At 68.7% G+C, this 15,581-nt stretch carries 11 protein-coding genes; 5 read left to right on the top strand and 6 right to left on the bottom strand.

Translation table 11 applies throughout. The annotated features are described in order from the left end of the window. The first annotated feature begins 35 nt into the window (after window positions 1-35). Window positions 36-3,344 carry an efflux RND transporter permease subunit gene (locus tag ABD05_RS11575; RefSeq protein WP_047900240.1) on the top strand — a complete coding sequence of 1,103 codons (3,309 nt, stop codon included), beginning with the start codon at window positions 36-38 and terminating at the stop codon, window positions 3,342-3,344. A gap of 105 nt (window positions 3,345-3,449) precedes the next feature. Then, a complete protein-coding gene (locus ABD05_RS11570) occupies window positions 3,450-3,833 on the top strand; it encodes a VOC family protein (protein ID WP_047900239.1) in 384 nt (127 codons plus the stop codon). Between the two features lie 85 nt (window positions 3,834-3,918). Here ABD05_RS11570 and ABD05_RS11565 read toward each other — a convergent pair whose 3' ends face one another. Further along, window positions 3,919-5,385, bottom strand: coding sequence for an NYN domain-containing protein (locus tag ABD05_RS11565; protein ID WP_047900238.1), 1,467 nt, complete (start codon window positions 5,383-5,385; stop codon window positions 3,919-3,921). 264 nt (window positions 5,386-5,649) lie between these two features. Here ABD05_RS11565 and ABD05_RS11560 point away from each other — a divergent pair, with 264 nt between their 5' ends. Continuing rightward, window positions 5,650-6,279, top strand: a complete 630-nt coding sequence (locus tag ABD05_RS11560; RefSeq protein ID WP_047900237.1) for an SDR family oxidoreductase — start codon at window positions 5,650-5,652, stop codon at window positions 6,277-6,279. 91 nt (window positions 6,280-6,370) lie between these two features. Here ABD05_RS11560 and ABD05_RS11555 read toward each other — a convergent pair whose 3' ends face one another. After that, window positions 6,371-6,919, bottom strand: a complete 549-nt coding sequence (locus ABD05_RS11555; RefSeq protein ID WP_047900236.1) for a peroxiredoxin — start codon at window positions 6,917-6,919, stop codon at window positions 6,371-6,373. A 277-nt stretch (window positions 6,920-7,196) separates the two neighbouring features. On the opposite strand from ABD05_RS11555, the gene cdpA reads away from it, so the two are divergent. Both cdpA and ABD05_RS11545 read left to right on the top strand, forming a co-directional pair. Beyond that, complete coding sequence (gene cdpA / locus ABD05_RS11550) at window positions 7,197-8,939, top strand: putative bifunctional diguanylate cyclase/phosphodiesterase (RefSeq protein WP_202967906.1); 1,743 nt, start codon at window positions 7,197-7,199, stop codon at window positions 8,937-8,939. Between the two features lie 25 nt (window positions 8,940-8,964). Next, a complete protein-coding gene (locus ABD05_RS11545; RefSeq protein ID WP_047900234.1) occupies window positions 8,965-10,467 on the top strand; it encodes an HDOD domain-containing protein in 1,503 nt (500 codons plus the stop codon). Window positions 10,468-10,569: 102 nt separating this feature from the next. Here ABD05_RS11545 and ABD05_RS11540 read toward each other — a convergent pair whose 3' ends face one another. From ABD05_RS11540 to astD, 4 genes are all read right to left on the bottom strand, one after another. Continuing rightward, window positions 10,570-11,364 carry an ABC transporter substrate-binding protein gene (locus ABD05_RS11540; protein WP_047900233.1) on the bottom strand — a complete coding sequence of 265 codons (795 nt, stop codon included), beginning with the start codon at window positions 11,362-11,364 and terminating at the stop codon, window positions 10,570-10,572. Between the two features lie 361 nt (window positions 11,365-11,725). Continuing rightward, complete coding sequence (astE, locus tag ABD05_RS11535) at window positions 11,726-12,754, bottom strand: succinylglutamate desuccinylase (protein WP_175804793.1); 1,029 nt, start codon at window positions 12,752-12,754, stop codon at window positions 11,726-11,728. Between the two features lie 7 nt (window positions 12,755-12,761). Continuing rightward, the gene (astB, locus tag ABD05_RS11530) at window positions 12,762-14,102 is read right to left on the bottom strand and encodes an N-succinylarginine dihydrolase (protein ID WP_047900231.1); all 1,341 of its coding nucleotides are present in this window, start codon (window positions 14,100-14,102) and stop codon (window positions 12,762-12,764) included. Between the two features lie 14 nt (window positions 14,103-14,116). Beyond that, entirely contained in the window at window positions 14,117-15,580 is a 1,464-nt protein-coding gene (gene astD / locus ABD05_RS11525; RefSeq protein ID WP_047900230.1) for a succinylglutamate-semialdehyde dehydrogenase, read from the bottom strand. Between the last annotated feature and the right edge of the window lies 1 nt (window position 15,581).

The following is a 15,581-nucleotide window of genomic DNA, read 5'->3' as shown; positions in this document are numbered from 1 at the left end:
CCGTCGGAACACGGGGCGGCCCAGCGAGTGCCGACATGAACCTGTCGCGTCCCTTCATCACCCGCCCCGTCGCGACGACGCTGCTCGCGCTCGGCGTCGCGCTCGCGGGCCTGTTCGCGTTCATCAAGCTGCCGGTGTCGCCGCTGCCGCAGGTCGACTTCCCGACCATCTCGGTGCAGGCGTCGCTGCCGGGCGCGAGCCCCGAGACCGTCGCGACCAGCGTGACGAGCCCGCTCGAGCGGCACCTCGGCTCGATCGCCGACGTCTCCGAAATGACGTCGACGAGCACGGTCGGCAACGCGCGGATCATCCTGCAGTTCGGCCTGAACCGCGACATCGACGGCGCCGCGCGCGACGTGCAGGCCGCGATCAACGCGGCGCGCGCCGACCTGCCCGCCGCGCTGAAGAGCAACCCGACCTACCGCAAGGTCAACCCGGCCGACTCGCCGATCATGATCGTGTCGCTGACGTCGGAGACCTCGTCGCCCGCGAAGCTGTACGACGCCGCGTCGACGGTGCTGCAGCAGTCGCTGTCGCAGATCGACGGGATCGGCCAGGTCTCGGTGAGCGGCTCCGCGAACCCGGCCGTGCGCGTCGAGCTCGAACCGCAGGCGCTGTTCCACTACGGGATCGGCCTCGAGGACGTGCGCGCGGCGCTCGCGTCCGCAAACGCCAACGCGCCGAAGGGTGCGATCGAATTCGGCCCGCAGCGCTACCAGCTCTATACGAACGACCAGGCCTCCAGCGCGTCGCAGTACCGCGACCTCGTCGTCGCCTACCGCAACCGCGCGGCCGTGCGGCTGTCCGACCTGTCCGACGTCGTCGATTCGGTCGAGGACCTGCGCAACCTGGGCCTCGCGAACGGCAAGCGCGCGGTGCTCGTGATCCTCTACCGCTCGCCCGGCGCGAACATCATCGACACGATCGACCGCGTGCGCGCGGCGCTGCCGCAGCTCACCGCGTCGCTGCCGGCCGACATCACGGTCACGCCCGTGCTCGACCGGTCGACGACGATCCGCGCGTCGCTGAAGGACACCCAGCACACGCTGCTGATCGCGGTCAGCCTCGTCGTGATGGTCGTGTTCCTGTTCCTGCGCAACTGGCGCGCGACGCTGATCCCGAGCGTCGCGGTGCCGATCTCGATCATCGGCACGTTCGGCGCGATGTACCTGCTCGGCTTCTCGATCGACAACCTGTCGCTGATGGCGCTGATCGTCGCGACCGGCTTCGTCGTCGACGATGCGATCGTCGTGCTCGAGAACATCTCGCGGCACATCGAGAACGGCAAGTCGCGGATGCAGGCCGCGTTCGACGGCGCGCGCGAGGTCGGCTTCACGGTGCTGTCGATGAGCATCTCGCTCGTCGCGGTGTTCCTGCCGATCCTGCTGATGGGCGGCATCGTCGGGCGCCTGTTCCGCGAGTTCGCGCTGACGCTGTCGCTCGCGATCGCCGTGTCGCTCGCGGTGTCGCTCACCGTCACGCCGATGATGTGCGCGCGCCTGCTGTCCGAGTCGCACGACCCGCAAAACGAAGGCCGCTTCGGGCGCTTCCTCGAGCGCTGCTTCGCGCGCATGCAGCGCGGCTACGAACGCACGCTGTCGTGGGCGCTGCGCCGGCCGCTGCTGATCCTGATGACCCTGTTCGCGACGATCGGGCTGAACGTCTACCTGTACATCGTCGTGCCGAAGGGCTTCTTCCCGCAGCAGGACACCGGGCTGATGATCGGCGGCATCCAGGCCGACCAGTCGACGTCGTTCCAGGCGATGAAGCTGAAGTTCTCCGAGATGATGCGGATCGTGCAGGCGAACCCGAACGTGAAGAGCGTCGCGGGCTTCACCGGCGGCACGCAGACCAACTCGGGCTTCATGTTCGTCACGCTGAAGGACCGCACCGAGCGCAAGCTGTCGGCCGACCAGGTGATCCAGCAACTGCGCCCGCCGCTGGCGGACGTCGCGGGCGCGCGCACGTTCCTGCAGGCCGCGCAGGACATCCGCGTCGGCGGCCGGCAGAGCAACGCGCAGTACCAGTTCACGCTGCTCGGCGATTCGAGCGCCGACCTGTACAAGTGGGGGCCGATCCTGACCGAGGCGCTGCAAAAGCGCCCCGAGCTGACCGACGTGAACTCCGACCAGCAGCAAGGCGGCCTCGAGGCGATGGTGACGATCGACCGCGCGACGGCCGCGCGGTTCGGCATCAAGCCCGCGCAGATCGACAACACGCTGTACGACGCGTTCGGCCAGCGCCAGGTCTCGACGATCTACAACCCGCTGAACCAGTACCACGTCGTGATGGAAGTCGCGCCGAAATACTGGCAGAGCCCCGAGATGCTGAACCAGGTGTGGATCAGCACGTCGGGCGGCAGCGCGAACGGCTCGCAGACCACCAACGCGGCGGCCGGCACCTATGTCGCGACGAAGGCCGGCACGTCGAGCGCCGGCACGGCCACGCAGAGCGCCGCGGCGATCGCGTCCGATTCCGCGCGCAACCAGGCGCTCAACTCGATCGCGGCCAGCGGCAAGTCGAGCGCGTCGTCGGGCGCGTCCGTGTCGACGTCGAAGTCGACGATGATCCCGCTGTCGTCGATCGCGACGTTCGGGCCGAGCACGACGCCGCTGTCGGTCAACCACCAGGGGCTGTTCGTCGCGACGACGATCTCGTTCAACCTGCCGCCCGGCGTATCGCTGTCGCAGGCGACCCAGGTGATCTACCAGACGATGGCGCAGGTCGGCGTCCCGCCGACGATCGTCGGCAGCTTCCAGGGCACCGCGCAGGCGTTCCAGCAGTCGCTGAACAACCAGCCGATCCTGATCCTCGCCGCGCTGCTGGCCGTCTATATCGTGCTCGGGATCCTGTACGAGAGCTACATCCACCCGATCACGATCCTGTCGACGCTGCCGTCGGCCGGCGTCGGCGCGCTGCTCGCGCTGCTGCTGTTCAAGACCGAGTTCAGCATCATCGCGCTGATCGGCGTGATCCTGCTGATCGGCATCGTGAAGAAGAACGCGATCATGATGGTCGACTTCGCGATCGACCAGACGCGCAACAACCAGAAGTCGTCGTTCGACGCGATCCACGAGGCGTGCCTGCTGCGCTTCCGCCCGATCATGATGACGACGATGGCGGCGCTGCTCGGCGCGCTGCCGCTCGCGTTCGGCAGCGGCGACGGCGCCGAGCTGCGCGCGCCGCTCGGGATCGCGATCGCCGGCGGCCTGATCGTGTCGCAGGTGCTGACGCTCTATACGACGCCGGTCGTCTATCTGTACATGGACCGGCTGCGCGTGTGGGCCGAGAAGCGGCGCAACCGCCGCGGGAATTCGGGCGGGCCGGCGATCGCCGGGGAATGATGGCAGCGGCCGCCCGTCAGGCGGCCGCTTTCCGCGCTTGAACGCCGGCGGCGATCGGCTATCGTGTTTCCATGCCCACCGCGGCGCCCTTCACGGGAACACGCCATGAACGTCCAGCTCAACCATACGATCGTCTGGTGCCGCGACAAGCGCGCGTCGAGCCGCTTCCTCACCGAGCTTCTGGAATTGCCGCCGCCGACGCCGTTCGGCGCGATGCTGGTCGTGCCGCTCGACAACGGCGTGTCGCTCGATTTTTACGAAAAGACGGGGGAGATCGCGGCGCAGCATTACGCGTTCCTGACCGACGAAGCCGGCTTCGATCGCGTGTTCGCGCGCATTCGCGAGCGCGGGCTGCCGCACTGGGCCGATCCGGCCAAGCGGCAACCCGGCGACATCTACCGCCACAACGGCGGCCGCGGCGTGTATTTCGACGATCCGGACGGCCACTTCCTCGAAGTGATGACGCGGCCGTATGCGCTGAACGGCTAGCTAGGCAGGCAGGCCGGCGTTGCGCCGGCCGGTATTGCGCGGGCCGGGTGCCGCCGCGTTCTCGACGCCCCCGGCCCGGCTGCGGTTACTCGGTAGCCGCGGTCTTGCGCGGACGGCGCGCGCGCGGTGCCGCCTTGCGGGCCGGCTTCTTCGGCTTGGCGGTGGCCGGTGCGTCGGCAGCCGATTCAGCAGCCGATTCGACCGGCGCCGCGTCATGCGACGGCTGCGCGGCGGCAACCTCGGCGCCGGAATCGCCTGCCGGCTCGGCGTGCGTCACCGCGGCATGCCGATCATCGCCGTGCTCCGCGTCGCGATGCGCGTCGTCGGCATGCTTGCCGTGCGCGTGCTTGTCGCCACCGTGCTTCGCCGCGCCATGCGCGGTGTCGTCCGGCTTCCCGGCCTCGTGACGGCCGGCGTTCTTCGCGGCGGCGCCCTTCTTCGCACCGGTCTTCTTCGCCGCGCTCTTGCGCGCACGCTTGCGGCCGTCGTTCGCGTCGCCGTGCGGTTCGACCACGTCGGCCGTGACGGCAGGCGCGACCGCTGCTACGTCGGCGACTTCGGCAACGACCGCCTCTTCCGCTTCGACCTGCACGCTTTCGTGCACGACCGCTTCCGCCCGGTGCCCGCGACGTCGCGGCTCGCGCCCGGCCCGCGCCGGCTCGGCCGCCCGCTGGCCGTGGTGCGTGGCGGCGCCTTCACCGCCCGCCGCGACGTGCTCCGCAGCCGCCGGCTGGCGTGCCCGCGATACGAACGCGCCCGACTTGTCGTCGCGCCCCACTTCGAGCAGGCCGCGCGCCTGCGCCTCGTCGAGCAGGTTGCCGAACGCGCGGAACCCGTAGTACGACTCGTTGAAATCCGGCTTGCGGCGCTTGATCGCGCTCTTGAGCACCGACGCCCAGATCTTGCCGACGTCGTCGCGCTCCGACGCGAGCGCGTCGAACGTCTCGACCGCCAGCGCGATCGCCTCGGCCTTGCGCGCGTCCATGTCGTGCTTGCGCGACGGCTCGTCGGGCCGCTTCGCGCCGCCGTTGCCGGCGCGCTGCTGTTGTTCGCGCTTCGCGAGCGTGCGCTGCTGCTCGCGCACCAGGTCGTCGTAGAAGATGAATTCGTCGCAGTTCGCGACCAGCAGGTCCGACGTCGATTTCTTCACGCCGACGCCGATCACCTTCTTCGCGTTCTCGCGCAGCTTCGACACGAGCGGCGAAAAATCCGAGTCGCCGCTGATGATCACGAACGTATCGACATGCGACTTCGTGTAGCAGAGGTCGAGCGCGTCCACCACGAGCCGGATGTCGGCCGAATTCTTGCCCGACTGGCGCACATGCGGAATCTCGATCAGCTCGAAGCTCGCCTCGTGCATCGACGCCTTGAAGCCCTTGTAGCGATCCCAGTCGCAATAGGCCTTCTTCACGACGATGCTGCCCTTCAGCAGCAAGCGCTCCAGCACGGGCTGGATGTCGAATTTCTCGTACTTCGCGTCGCGCACGCCGAGCGCGACGTTCTCGAAGTCGCAGAACACGGCCATGCTGACGTTGTCCAGGGGTAATGCCATGTGTACTCCAACCGGTTGGCCGACGCGTTATAGGGCGTAGCGGCGAAAAATGCATCGCGCACATGATAGCCGGTCGGCGCGTCATTCCCGAATCCGTGTGAACGAATGACCGCCTGAGCGTCCGCGATGTCGCCGGGGACCGCGTACCCGCGCCGGTATGACCCTTAATACCTGTCCGCCGCCGGACCAATTCGACATTACACTTGAGTTATTGGTCGTCCGTCCCTATCTGGAAGGATGACGCATCGAGCAAGGAGCAGTTTCATGACGACGAAGGTACTGCTGATTGGCGCGACCGGCCGCACGGGCCAGGCGTGCGCGGATCTGCTGCTCAAGCAGCCGGAGTTCGAGGTCACGGCGCTGGTGCGCCGGCACGGCTATGCGCTGGCGGGCGCGCGGGTCGTCGAGGCCGATCTGACGAACGATTTCTCGCACGCATTCCAGGGCATCACGCACGTGATCTACGCGGCCGGCTCGGCCGAAACGGACGGCGCGGCCGAAGAGGAACAGATCGACCGCGACGCGGTCGCCCGCGCGGCCGAATACACGCTGGCCTACAACGGGCAGAAGCTCGTGGTGATCAGCTCGCTGTCCGCGTACCGGCCCGAGCAGGGCCCCGATACGCTGCGCCACTATTCGCAGATGAAGCGCGAAGGCGACGAGCGCGTGATCGCGTCGGGCGTCGACTACGTGATCCTGCGCCCCGGCCCGCTCGCGGACGGGCCGGGCGTCGGCAAGATCGCGCTGACCGACGCGTGGCTCGACCCCGCGCCGCCGGTATCGCGCCAGGACGTTGCATGGGCCGCGATCGAGGCGATCAAGCTCGGTATCTCGCGCAAGATGGTCGGCTTCGTCGGCGGCGGCGTGCCGATCGAGCAGGCGCTGCGCGCGTAGCGCGGTTCCCCGTGCGCCGCCGCGCGGCGGCGCGCGTGTTCCGCTGCCCGCGGCCCGCACGACGGGCCGCTTGGGTGCCAGGGCCGGCCGCTTACTGCTTCGGATGCGCGTCGGCCCACGCCTTCGCGGCGGCCAGCGTGTTCTCGACGTGCTTGTCGGGCGACAGGCTCGTGTATTCGTAGAGAATCTTCCCTTCCGGCGAAATCACGTAGGACACGCGGTTCGCGCGGTCGAGCGCCGGCAGCTTCGCGTCGTATTCGCGGATGATCTTCGCGTCCGGGTCGGCCGCGACCGGGAACTTGCTCCGGCACTCGCTCACCGAGAACTTCGTCAGCGTGTCGATATTGTCTGCCGACACGCCGATCACCGTCGCTCCGTAAGCCTTGTAACGGTCGACCGCATCCGCGAACGCGTGCGCCTCGATCGTGCAGCCCTTCGTGAATGCGGCCGGGTAGAAATACAGCACGACCGGGCCCTGCTTCAGCGCGTCGGCGAGCGAGTACGCGTATGTCTTGCCGCCCAGCGACGCCTGCGTCTTGAAGTCCGGCGCCGCGGCGCCCGGCTTCAATTCCGCGTGCGCCATCAGCGCATGGCCGGCCACCAGCGCCGCCACGGCGCCCAGCAACAGTTTTCGCTTCATCTGCGTCCTCATTTCTTATAAAGTCAGCCTCGATGTAGGCCACGTCGGCGTTCGCCTGTCGAACGCACGTGCATGATCCGGTCCTGCGGCAGCGCCATCCGCGCCCGGCCCGTTAAAGATTCCGCACAGTCTGCCGTTATTCCTTCCGGACAACCGGTTCCAGCCCTTCACGTCAGCGAGAAACATGGAAGCCAACAGGAAACAGACGTCACGCAAGGGCTCCTGGCGCAGTGCCTTGCATACGCTGCGCCGCTTCGCCTGGTCGGGCGGCGCGCTGATGCCCGCGCGCGCCGGTGCGCCGCGCCGCGACGACTCCGTGCGCAACTGGCTGGAACAGACGGTCGGCACGGTGGATTTCCTTGCCCATGTCGACCGCGAGCTGCGCTTTCTGTACGTGTCCGACGCGAGCCTGCGCTTCATCGGCTACCACCGCGACTACCTGCACACGCTGACGCTGCGCGACCTGATCGCCGAACAGGATACCGCGGCGCTCGAAGGCCTGCTTGCGCGCGCCGCGCGTTCGGGCCAGGTCGAGAAGGCGACGATGTGCATCGTCAAGTCCCTCACCTATCCGCTGGACGTCGAGGTCCGCGCGTTCAAGAGCCGTCACCACGGCGTCGACGGCTTCGCGATCGCGGCGTTCGACGTATCGTCGTGGCGCGCGCTCGAGGCGCGCCTCACGTACGAAATGCACCACGACCCGATGACGGGGCTCGACAACCTGTCCGCGCTCGTGCCTGCACTGATGCACGCGCAGCAGATCGCCGACGAGGACGGCACCTGCGCGGCGCTGCTGCTGCTCGACCTCGACGACTACCAGCGGATCAACCGCGCGCTCGGCTACGACGCGGGCGACACGCTGCTGCGCGAAACCGCGCAGCGGCTGAAGGCGCTCGTCACGCCGAACGAACGGCTTGCGCGCGTCGCGAGCGACAAGTTCGCGGTCGTACTCGGCGCGCCGGACCGCACGCAGGCGAGCAATACCGCCGACGCGCTCGCGCGCCGGCTGCAGGCCGCGGTGCGCGAGCCCTACGTGTACCAGGGGCAGACCGTGCACTTGTCCGCCAGCATCGGCATCGCGCTCTATCCGGACGAGCGTGCCGCGCCGCATCGTGCGCAGCACCACAGCCCGCTGCTGCGCCGCGCCGACCACGCGCTCGCGCAGGCGAAGGCATCGGGCGGCAACGCGCTCGCGTTCCATGCGCCCGTCGACGATCCGGCCGACGCCGAACGGCTGAAGCTCGAAGCCGACCTGTACGACGGCGTGCGCAACGGCGAGTTTTCGCTCCATTTCCAGCCGATCACGCACAGCCAGTCGTGCGCGGTGGTCGGCGTCGAGGCGCTGATCCGCTGGCGCCATCCGGTGCACGGCCTCGTGCCGCCGGCAACCTTCATTCCGCTCGCCGAATCGATCGGCCTGATCAACTATCTCGGCAACTGGGTGCTCAAGGCCGCGTGCATGCAGCTCGTCGCATGGGACCGCCAGGGGCTCGCGCTGCAATACGTGGCAGTCAACGTATCGCCGCAGCAGTTCCGCGACCCGCGCTTCACGCAGAGCGTGCGCGAGGCGATCACGCTGACGGGCATCGACCCGCGCCGCATCGTGCTCGAAATCACCGAAAGCCTGCTGATGCACGACCCCGCGCATGCAAAGGGGCTGCTCGAGGAGCTGACCGATCTCGGCATCCGTTTCGCGATCGACGATTTCGGCACCGGCTATTCGAGCCTCGCGTACCTGCAGCGCTTCCCGCTCGCGAAGCTGAAGATCGACCGCAGCTTCGTCGAGAACCTGCTGACGTCGCGCAACGACCGCGCGATCGTGTCGGCGGTGGTCGGCCTCGCGCAGACGCTCGATCTCGAGCTCGTCGCCGAAGGCGTCGAGACCGAGGCGCAGCGCGAACTGCTGACGGAGATGGGCTGCAATCACATCCAGGGCTGGCTCGTCTGCCAGGCGCTGCCGTCCGAGGAACTCGCACGGCGCTTCGAGACGCAGCTGCTGCACCTGCACGCCGCCGCCTGACGCGCGGCGAACCGGACAGATCCGTATGTCAATCACCGAACACCTGCCCCGCACCGCGCTGCTCGACAAGCTGTGGGCCCGGATGAACGAACGGGGCGACTTCCCGCTGCTGTCGGAATCGCTGCGCGCGACGATGGCCGCGATGAAGAACGACGATCTCGATTTCACCGCGCTCGTGCGCGTCGTGCTGTCGGATTTCGCGCTCACGCAGAAAGTGCTGCGGCTCGCGAACTCCGCGATGTACATGGCGTTCGGCGGCAACATCACGACCGTCACCCGCGCACTGATGGTGCTCGGCATGGACGCGGTCGGCCATCTCGTCGTCGGGCTGAAGCTCGTCGACCATTTCCACCACAGCACGCCGCGGCGCATCGACGCGAAGCTCGAACTGAACCGTGCGCTGCTGTCCGGCTGTGTCGCGCGCAAGCTCACCGAGCATGCCGAGCTGCGCGGCGGCGAGGAAGCCGTCGTCTGCACGCTGATGCGCCAGGTCGGCAAGCTGCTGGTGGTCTGCTATCTCGACAGCGAATGGGACCGGATCCGTCGGCGCGCGGCCGAGCTGAACGGCGACGAACAGACCGCCTGCGTCGACGTGCTCGGCGTCGGCTTCGACGAGATCGGGCTCGAAGCGGCCGCGCGCTGGCGGCTGCCCGACCTGATCCGCGCGGGAATGGCCGACGACGGCGGCCACGCGGCCCACGACGACGCGGACGACGAATACGACGACGACCGCAACGCGGGTCATGCGGCCGATGACGGCCCGGCCGACCGCGTACGCTGGCTGCGCGCGGTGAGCCGCTGCTCGACTGACGTCGCGAGCGCGCTCGTGATGCCCGCGAGCCCGCAGCGCGACGCGCGCATTGCAGCGCTCGCGCAGCACTACGGCGCCGAGCTCGACATGGAGTCCAACGCGCTCGTCGAGATTGCCGACCGGCTCGCGCGCGAGGAAGCGAGCGACACCGTGATGCGCGAGATCGTCGAGCTGCGCGCGAACGCCGATGCGATCGCGCGCGCGCAGGCCGAGCCCGAGGCATGCCTCGAAGCCGGTCTCGCGGACCTGCGCGCGCTGCCGTCCGAGCATGTGCTGACGCCGGTGCTCGCGCTCGCGTCGGAGAGCCTGCTGGCCGGCCTCGCGTTCACGCGCACCGTGATGTTCGTGCGTCACGACGACGGCACGTTCGCCGCGCGCCTCGGCTTCGGCACCGGCGTCGATACGGCGCTCGACCGGCTGCGCTTCGACGAACGCTTCGAGCCGGACGTGTTTCATCTCGCGATCACGAATTCGGTCGGCATCTTCATCGAGCAGGCGCAGGAACCGAAGATGCTCAAGCGCCTGCCCGCGTGGTATCTCGACGCGTTCGACGACACGCGCGCGTTCGTGCTGCTGCCCGTGCGCGTCGGCGCGACGACCGTCGCGCTGCTGTACGGCGACTGGGCCGGCGCGCAGCCCGCGCGCAAGATCACGCAGCAGGAGATGAGCGTGCTCAACGAGCTCGCGCGCGAACTGGGCCGGTTCTTCCCCGCGTAACGCGGGGGCCGGCCGACCCGCCCCCGCCGTTTCCCGCCTCCCGAAAGCAAACCGGCCGCATCAGCGGCCGGTTTGCTTGCATCGTGCGATCGAACGAAACGCTTACTTGAGCGTCACGGGCACGCTGAAGTACTTCTTCGCGAGGTTGTCGATCGTGCCGTCGGCCTTCAGGTCCTTCAGCGCCTGATCGAGCGCGGTCTTCAGCGCCGCGTCGTTCTTGCGCAGGCCGAAGCCGACGCCCGAGCCGAGGATCTCGGTGTCGCTGACCGTGCTGCCCGCGAACGCGAAGCCCTGGCCCTGCGGCTTCGTCAGGAAGCCCTTCGAACCGGCTTCCGAATCCTGGAACGTCGCGTCGAGACGGCCCGACTTCAGGTCGGCATAGGCCAGGTCCTGCGTCTGGTACGGCACGACTTCGACGCCGGCCGGCGCCCACTTCTTCTTCGCGTACGCTTCCTGGATCGTGCCCTGCAGCACGCCGACGCGCTTGCCCTTCAGCGATTGCGGGGTCGGCAGCAGGCCGCTGCCCTGCTTCGCGATCAGCTGGTTCGGAATCGTGTAGATCGGATCGGTGAACGCGATCGCGTGCTTGCGCTGGTCGGTGATCGTCATGTCCGAGTTGATCGCATCGAACTTGCGCGCCTGCAGCGCCGGGATCAGGCCGTCGAAGTCGTTCTCGACCCACACGCACTTCGTCTTCAGCTTCGCGCACACCGCGTTGCCGATATCGATGTCGAAGCCGGTCAGCTTGCCGTCGGGCGTCTTGTATTCGAACGGTGCGTACGAGGCCTCGACGCCGAACCGGATCTCCTTCAGATCCGCGGCAACCGCGCTGCCTGCCGCCACCGCCGATGCCGCCACCACCGCATGCGCGGCCACTTTACGCCAATCCAACTTCATCAGGTGCTCTCCTCGATACTCGAATGTTCCGGAACTACGGGCGCTTGCATCATTGCAGGGTCGGATGACCGCGACAATCGCAATGCCGCGCCGTGATGCGGCGCAACAGCCGCAAGGCCGCGATTGTACCAATCCACGCGGTCCGATATGGCAAAGCAGGTGACGACGCGCGATGCTGCGCTGCGTGCGCGGCGCCGGTCAGGCGATCCGCCGAACTTGCAAAACGGTGTCGCAAATACGCAAGCCGGGGGCCACCCGCCGTCCGCCCCGGCATGCAGGCGACGACGACGGGATACCGACAGGTTTCGGGTCAGGCGCGGGCCGCGTGCCGTCGCGGCCGCGAAATCGATCGGACCCGCGCTCAGACCAGCGCCGCGAGCGTCTCGCGCGTCGTGTCGACGACGAGCAGGCCCGCGCGCAGGCCCGGTTTCACGGTGGGGTTCGGAAACACGATCCGTTCCTCGTCGTGCGTCACCGTGTAGCGGTAGTCGCCGTCCTGCGCGAGCACCGTGCCGCGCGCAAACGCGGTGAAGTTCGCGACGTCGGCCGCGACGAACAGTTCGAGCGCGTCGCTCTGCTTCGTGATCTGGTCGATCACCGTGAATACGCGCGGCAACGCAGCCCCCTCGTCGCCCCGCGCACCCGATACGAGCCGACGCACGGCCAGGTCGGCCGGCGCGAAGCGCGCCAGGTCGTTCTGGCCGAACGGCCGCACCTTGCCGAGTTCGAGCGTGCAGGCGAGCGCGCCGCAGTGCTCGGCCGTGAAATGCGAATACGTGTTGCCCTTCGCCGTATGCAGCAGCACGGCTGCGATACGCGCATCGCCGAGCCATTCGACCATCGTGCGCGTCGGCGGCGTACCCGTATGCGGCAGCAGCGCGAACTGTTCGAACACCGAAGCGCGGATCGCCGTATGCATGTCGATGTGCCAGCGCACGCCGCCCGCCGGCGCCGCCGCGAAGAACGCGGCAGCGGCCGCTTCGAGCTGCACGGCACGCGGCGCTTCGCGGCTCTCGGGCACCTGCGCGTGACGACCGCTGAACAGGCGGTTCAGGTCGTCGTCGAGATAGCGCTCACCCGCACGCATCGCCGGCACGTTGCCGAGCACGACCAGCAGCCGGCACGCGAGCGGCAGCACGCCCGATGCGAGATCGCGCACGAGCATCGACAGCAGCTCGATCGGCGCCGTCTCGTCGCCATGCACGCCCGCCGACACGAGCACGCTCGCGCGCGCCGCGTCGTCGGCTGCGGCCGGTTCGAGCGCGAGCAGCCCGTCGCCGAGCCAATGCCAGCGCACCGCCCCGCCCGCGCAGGCGCCGTCCGTCACGGCCGGCGTGCCGCCGGCCAGCGTGAACGCGAGAAAGTCGTCGAGCGGCGCGGCGGCGGACATCGGTGCCTCAGCGCTGGAAGTCATACAGCGAACCGACGCGCAGGATCTGCGTGAGCGCGTCGAGCGCCGTGCGCGATTCGTCGAGCAGCGCCGGATCGGCGAGGTCTTCCGGTGCGAGGCGGTCGCGATAATGCTTGTCGATCCACGCGTCGAGCGACGCGAACAGCGTGTCGTTGATCCACACGTTCGACGTGACGGCCGCGCGCTCCGCTTCGTTCAGCACGACGCGCAGGCGCAGGCACGCGGGGCCGCCGCCGTTCTTCATGCTTTCGCGCAGGTCGAACACGAGCACGTCGTGAATCGGGCCGTTGCCGGCCGCGAGCTCGTCGAGATAGGCCGCGACGTTCGCGTTCTCGCGGCATTCCTGCGGCACGACGAGCACCTGCGAGCCGTCGGCGCGCGACAGCAGCTGGCTGTTGAACAGATACGACGTCACCGCGTCGTTCACGCTCACGGCCGCGTCGGGCACCTCGATCACGTTCAGGCGCGCGCCGCGTGCGTCGAGCGCGGCGGTCAGCGTGTCGTAGATCGCCTGCTTGTTGACGAACGCGCGCTCGTGCGTGAACAGCGTGTCGCGGTTGCCGACCGAGATCACGTCGTTGTGGAACACGCCCGCGTCGATCACGTCCGGATCCTGCTGCGCATAGACCGTCGCTTCTTCGGCGAGCCCGTGGCGATGCGCGACCGCGCGGCTCGCCTCGAAGGTCTGGCGTGCCGGGAAGCGCTTCGGCTCGGGGCCGCGGCGGTACTCCGCGCGACCGTACACGAAGAACTCGATGCCCGGCTTGCCGTATTCGGCGCAGAAGCGCGTGTGGTTCGCCGCGCCTTCGTCGCCGAGCGCCGGCGTGCCCGTCAGCGCCTCATGCACCGCGAAGTGCGCGGGATCGGCGAACAGCGTCGACAGTGTGCGGCGCGTCGCGTCGTGCTCGATCGCGCGATGCAGCTTGCTGCACAGGTTCGCCGGCGTGAAATGCACGCGGCCGTCGCTCGTATCGGCCGACGGGCTGACGGTGGCCGCGTTCGCGGTCCACATTGCCGACGCCGAGCTCGCCGCGGCGAGCAGCTCGGGCGCCTGCTTCGCGGCCTTCGCGATCACGTCCGCGTCCTTGCCCGAGAAGCCGAGCTCGCGCAACAGGCGCAGCGACGGTCGCTCCTGCGGCGGCAGCACGCCCTGCGCGAAACCGAGATCCGCGAGCTGCTTCATCTTGCGCAGCCCCTGCTTCGCGGCGGCCTTCGGGTTCGCGGCCGACTTCTCGTTGTTGAGCGACGCCACGTTGCCGAACGACAGTCCGGCGTAGTTGTGGGTCGGGCCGACGAGCCCGTCGAAATTGGCTTCTTGTGCGTTCATCGTCGTTCCCTCGATCAGAAATGCAGGCCCGGCGACAGGCTCGCGGGCAAGGTCAGTTGCGTGCTTTCCACCGACGCCATCGGATACGCGCAATAGTCGGCCGCGTAGTACGCGCTCGGGCGATGGTTGCCCGAGCGGCCCGTGCCGCCGAACGGCGCGGCGGACGATGCGCCGTTGGTCGGCCGGTTCCAGTTGACGATCCCGGCGCGGATCGTGCGGCGGAAGTGCTCCCAGACCCGCGCGTCGTCGGCCAGCAGGCCGGCGGACAGGCCGAACGCCGTGTCGTTCGCGCGCTCGATCGCTTCGTCGAACGTCGCGTAGCGGACGATCTGCGCGAGCGGGCCGAAATGTTCTTCGTCGGGCAGGTTCGCCACGCCCGTCACGTCGACGATCGCCGCGTTCACGAAACCGAGGCGCGGATCGCGCTGCGTCATCGCGACGATCGGCTTTGCGCCCTGCTCGATCAGGCGCGACTGCGCGTCGACCAGCTTTGCCGCCGCGCGCGCCGAGATCACCGCACCCATGAACGGCTGCGGATCGGCGTCGAACACGTCGGCCGTGATCTTCGACGTGACGTCGGCGAAGCGCGCGAGGAAGCGGTCGCCGAACGCGCCCTGCGGCACGAAGATGCGGCGCGCGCACGTGCAGCGCTGGCCGGCCGACAGGAACGCCGACTGGATCGTGTGATGCACGGCCGCGTCGATGTCCTCGACCTCGCCGATCACGAGCGGGTTGTTGCCGCCCATCTCGAGCGCGAGCACGATCTCCGGACGGCCGCCGAACTGCTTGTGCAGCAGCGTGCCGGTATCCGAGCTGCCCGTGAAGAACAGCCCGTCGATCTGCCGATGGTTCGCGAGCGCGATGCCCGTGTCCTTCTCGCCCTGCACGAGGTTCAGCACGCCGTCCGGCAGCCCCGCTTCCTGCCACACTTCGACCGTCGCGCGCGCGACGCCCGGTGCAAGCTCCGACGGCTTGAACACGACCGTGTTGCCGGCGATCAGCGCGGGCACGATATGGCCGTTCGGCAAGTGGCCGGGGAAGTTGTACGGGCCGAACACCGCGACGACGCCGTGCGGGCGGTGGCGCAGCACCGCGACGCCGTCGGCCATGTCCTGGCGCTTCTCGCCCGTGCGTTCCTGGTAGGCCTGGATCGAGATGCCGACCTTCGCGGCCATCGATGCGACTTCGGTGCGCGCTTCCCACAGCGGCTTGCCCGTCTCGCGGCCGATCGCGGTCGCGATCGCTTCCTTGCGTTCGTTGAGCAATGCCGCGAAGCGCTTGACGATCGCGCAGCGCGATTCGAAGTCGAGCGCCGACCAGCCGGCGAACGCGCGGCGCGCGCTCGCGACCGCACGGTCGACGTCGGCCGCCGACGCGCTGTCGCCCTGCCATGCGATCTCGTCCGTGCCCGGGTTGCGCGAAGCGAACACGGGGCCCGAGCCTGCGACCCAGGCGCCGTCGATGAAGAGTTCCGTCATG

Origin of the sequence: Burkholderia pyrrocinia (assembly GCF_001028665.1) — a bacterium.
Lineage (GTDB): Bacteria > Pseudomonadota > Gammaproteobacteria > Burkholderiales > Burkholderiaceae > Burkholderia > Burkholderia pyrrocinia.
Note: the sequence above shows the minus strand (reverse complement) of the source record. Positions and strands in the feature narration are given on the sequence as shown.